This window comes from Pirellulales bacterium (genome assembly GCA_035546535.1).
GTDB lineage: Bacteria > Planctomycetota > Planctomycetia > Pirellulales > JACPPG01 > JACPPG01.
Genome location: DASZWQ010000092.1, coordinates 1 through 4414 on the forward strand (window position 1 = coordinate 1; position 4414 = coordinate 4414).

At 62.7% G+C, this 4414-nt stretch carries 2 protein-coding genes; both read right to left on the minus strand.

Annotation, left to right across the window (positions count from 1 at the left end; all coding sequences use genetic code 11):
• Positions 1–318: 318 nt before the first annotated feature.
• Positions 319–2853, minus strand: a complete 2535-nt coding sequence (locus VHD36_11970) for a PEP-CTERM sorting domain-containing protein (GenBank protein ID HVU88028.1) — start codon at positions 2851–2853, stop codon at positions 319–321.
• A gap of 431 nt (positions 2854–3284) precedes the next feature.
• Positions 3285–4298, minus strand: coding sequence for a prenyltransferase/squalene oxidase repeat-containing protein (locus VHD36_11975; GenBank protein HVU88029.1), 1014 nt, complete (start codon positions 4296–4298; stop codon positions 3285–3287).
• Between the last annotated feature and the right edge of the window lie 116 nt (positions 4299–4414).

Here is a 4414-nt window from a genome sequence, read left to right on the forward strand (position 1 = left end):
CAACGCTTGAACTTAGAGAGATGCCTCCAAATACGTTCGCCTCTGTTCGTGCATCCTTAGGATAGATGGAAGCGCATAATTCGCAAGCATTGCGCACGCCACATTTACAACCTCATCAGGGGGGGCGATCGCCGTCATATCGAACAAATGCACAGCGGCTGGTAGGTTGGATTGTCGGCGGTGAGATCGTCGCTGGCAATGCCGACAACGTTCACAAGCGTCGCGTCGACCGTCTATTCGGAGGCGATGCGGCCGCCGGCGCGCACTGAAGCGAACCACACAACACGGTCACGCGCGATGTTCGGCACGCCATCGGTGCTATCCGCGCCGCCGATCGGCAGCGGGCGTGTCGGTCCTTCGCCGGAGGAGCAGGCCCGCGACGCATAAGCCCACGAGCGCGACCGACGACGGCTCGGGGACGGAGGTCACGGTCAGCGAATAGACGCCGCCGACGAGTTGCGTTGTATATGCGAATCCGGCCGGCATCGGCCTGGTACCGCCGGCGAGGGTTATCTGAATTGCGTCGAGCGTGAGACCAGCGGTCGAAAAACTGCCGCCGGCCGAGATCAGGTCAAACGTTTGCCCGACGTGTAGCGGGAAAGTTTGCGGCGCAAGGAAGCCCAAGTCGAGTACGCCGGACAGAGCGACGTTTCCGGACACGAACAGCTCGGTGCTGACATTCGCAGGCGCGCCGGCCATCGCGAGCGTCAGCGTGCCGCTGGTCTGAGTGAAGTCGCCCGTGACGTGAAAGTTCTTGGACGTGCCCTGTTGCAGGTCGATCAGTGACACCTGCCCGCCGTCGTTCCGCATCGAACCGGTGAGCGCCCCTTGCCCGTACAGTACGCCGCCGGTGTTGACCTGAATCGTGCCTGCGGGCGGCGCCGGATTCATGGCGGGCGTCACGTTTTGCATCGCGGCGGCCATCGGGCCGACAAGAATCGAGCCGCCACTGCCGAGGTCGACCTCGCCCAAGAGGTGCAGCGCTGGCGTGCTGACCGTCGCATTGGCGCCGACGGTGAGCGTCGATTCGATCGTCAACGACGTCGATCCCGTCAGCGACGAACCTGTAAGGACGTTGACGGGTGTCTCGGCAAGCATCGTTTGGGCGTTCAGCGCGCCGCCATTGCTGATGGTCACCAGCGGTCCGGCGGGAGAGCTTTGGGTCGTCAAATTTGTGACGTTCCAAGCCGAGCCTGCGCCGTCGATGGTCGCGGATCCCCCGTACGAAACGGTGTTCGAGGATTGGAACGTCCCATTGCTTGTGACGACCGCTCCGTTTTTGATAACGAGCAAATCGCCGGGGTTGCTCTCGCTCACGGACTGAATGCTGCCTGTCGTTCCTATGCCGTCGAATGTCATGGTGTTCGTCTCTCCCATGCTGAGCGATGTGACGCTGAGGTTAGCGCCGCCAGTCACGGTGACGATGCCGGCCGGAAGGTTGGAACTTCCCAGCCCCAGACTGCTGACGGACAAACTCGTTCCTGCTCCGTCGACGGTGACGCCAGAGCCGGAGGCCGTATTGCTTCCCACGTTCAAGCCAACCGCCGTCATTTGGGCGCCGGCCGAAAGCGCGAGAGTTCCGGTTCCGGAATGGCCGAGGCTCACCCCATTGGCGTTTAGAGAAGTGCCGGCGCCGCTTAGCGAGACGCTGCCAGTGCTGCCGGAGTTTTCGCCAACCTGAAGACCACCCGTGTCGGCCTGGACGGTGCCACCGTTGGTCACCGTCAGGCTGCCGGCGCCGGAAAGGCCGACGAAACTCAGTCCGGTCAGCGATGATCCGGTCCCGTCAACAGTAACGGTCCCCTTCGATCCGGCCATGGTGCCGACAGATTCTGCGGCGGCCGTGCCGCCATTGGTTACGGAAAGACTTCCCGTACCAAAGTTGCCGACGTTACGGATCGTCGACACTTTGGAGCCGGCGCCGTCGACACTGACGGAACCCACGGAGCCGACCTGATTCCCCACGTCGAAACGGGTTGTGCCCACGGATACCGCGCCCCCGTTGGTCACGGCGATCGATCCGCTGCCTGACTCTCCGACGGAGAGTATTCCGACACTGTACGTCGATTTCGGACCGTCGACGGTCATCGTACCGGTGGTGCCGGACTGGTAACCGAGATAGCCGTTTTGGTCGACGGTGACATTGCCGCCGTTGGTAATCGCGACACTGCCGTTACCGGCATAGCCGACGTATTGCGTCTCCGCCTCGTAGGTGGATTTGGCACCGTCGACGGTGATCGCACCGGTTGTCCCGGACTGATCGCCGAGATAACTGGTTTGCGCTACGTCGACACTCGCGCCGCTAACGACCGAAACGGTGCCGGCGCCGGCGTAGCCGATGTATTGCGAATTGTCGCCGAGGCTTGTCTTGCCGGCGCTGCCATCGATGGTCAGAGTTGCGGTCGATCCCGCGGCGAACCCAATGGCGTCCTGGCCGCCCTGGGGATTATCCACGGCGACCGATCCGTTCTTAACCGTGAGGTTCGCGACGTCTCCGCTGGCATTTCCGAGGCTGATCGCGGGAAGCGTCGCGCCGAGAACTTCAAGTCGATTCTGACCCAGGTCGAGGGTGAGCGTATCGTTGCCGACCAGAGCGCTCAGGACTGCCGGTGCGGACGTGTTCGGCGGCAACGACACGGTGTAGCCGGTTGCCCCTAAATCGAAATTGACCGTGTCGAGAAGCGCGGGAACGCCGTTGGGCGACCACATGGTGGGATCGAGAACGCTGCCCGAGACGGGACTGGCCCAAGAGAATTCGATCGCGTAAGCGGCGGGCGTGAGGAGGACAAAAAAGCTAAGGATGGCGATAAGAAGCGATAGAATCGCAGCGAGTTTTTTTGTGATGGATGTCATGGTTCCGGTTTCACTAGCATCCAAGAGAAGAAGAAAAACGAATGGTATGTAAATCCCGCAAGGGTCGACTCGTCTCGCGGCGCGAAATAAAAGAATGCCTCTAGGCGCGCGAGCGAATCGTGGCGAACGCACGATGCCTGGTCGGATGAAAATACAATCCGCCACCTGAAGGCAGCGTTACCGACCGTTGAAGTCCCGCCCCATTAGCGTGCTCCGCCCAAGACGTCAAACGGTTGCGTCGTGAAACGCCAGTTTGACATGGCGGATCGCCCGAGACTCGATCCGCAGGAATCCCGCCGAGTATAGGAAGCCGCAAATACGGAGCCCAAGAGAAAAAGTCACACCTTTCGCGATTTTAATGAAAGGCGCAATGAGTCCTTTCCCCCGAGCGGCAACCCACATTCATCGTAGGATGCGACCCACGCGGATCTTCATGGGGCACGAACCGGACCGGCGCTTCGCACCAATCCCAGCACACCCCAGGCGCTCCCGGCGCCGGTGATCGGGATCAGGCTCGTCGATCCTTCGCCGCCGGGCTTTGTGGGGCGGGATACCATCGGCCAGGAGCCGTCCTCGCGCTGCGCCGCAACCAGAAACCGCTGGCCGCGCGCCACGATTGCGTCAGCCGATGTCAGACCCGCGTGCGCAAGCGCATACAAGGCCTGGCCCGTGGCCCAAGCGTCGCTAGCCAACTCCGGCGTCTGGCTCCAGCCGCCATCGGCGTTCTGCCGCTGTTTGATCGTTTCGACCCAGGGCTGGTATTCGCTCGCCGGCCGATCGAGCCGCGTCCACAACACGACGCGCAGGGCCAACGATTGAGCGTCACCATCGGCGGGCGTGCCCTCAAGCCACGTCACGGCCTTGTCGCGCGCCTGCTTGGCCGAGTCATCGCCCGCTTTCGCCGCCGGCAACAAGGCAAGGGTTGCCGACAGCGTGGCCCGTTCATCGGAATTGCCGAACATTGGCGGCCGCGTCTCGGGCCAGGAAGCCCAGCCGCCGTTTTCGATCTGGTCTTCTTTCACCGTTGCCAAGAGGCGCCGCGCTCCCTCCCGCGAAAGGTCGTCCGGTTTTGGATCGGCGGCAAGGGCCAGCGCCAGCGATACGGCTTTTTCGTTGAACGCGCGCGGCACCGCGTCGGGGCGCGGCACGCCCGTCTTGCCGTCGCCCGATTCGGCGATCCATTTCGTCAATTCCGCCAAGAGAGGCTCGTCAACGGCGCGGCCGTCGAGCTTGGCTTCGCGCATCGCGCAAACGATCAGACTGGCGTGATGGCAGGAGACGCACTTGTGTTCATCGCGCCAGGCGACGGCGTCCCGCGCGAGAAACGCTAGTCCCCGATCGATCGCGGCGTTGACATCTTCGCCTTGTACCGGCGCGGCAGGTTCAGTCGCCAGAGCGCTCGCGCACGGTAGCCCCACCGCCACAATGAGCAAGAACATTCGCATGGCGAATACCCTTTGCAATAGGCTTCGGGACATTCAGGACCGGCCTGCCGCCGCGGAAGCCAAACCCCGGTTGCAATGTAATCCGCCGGCCCGGGCTCGCCAAATCGCCCGTCAGC

What these genes read in the sequence shown, in the direction of transcription:
- VHD36_11970 (HVU88028.1), bottom strand. Translation starts at nt 2,853, where the DNA reads ATGACATCCATCACAAAAAAACTCGCTGCGATTCTATCGCTTCTTATC.
- VHD36_11975 (HVU88029.1), bottom strand. Translation starts at nt 4,298, where the DNA reads ATGCGAATGTTCTTGCTCATTGTGGCGGTGGGGCTACCGTGCGCGAGC.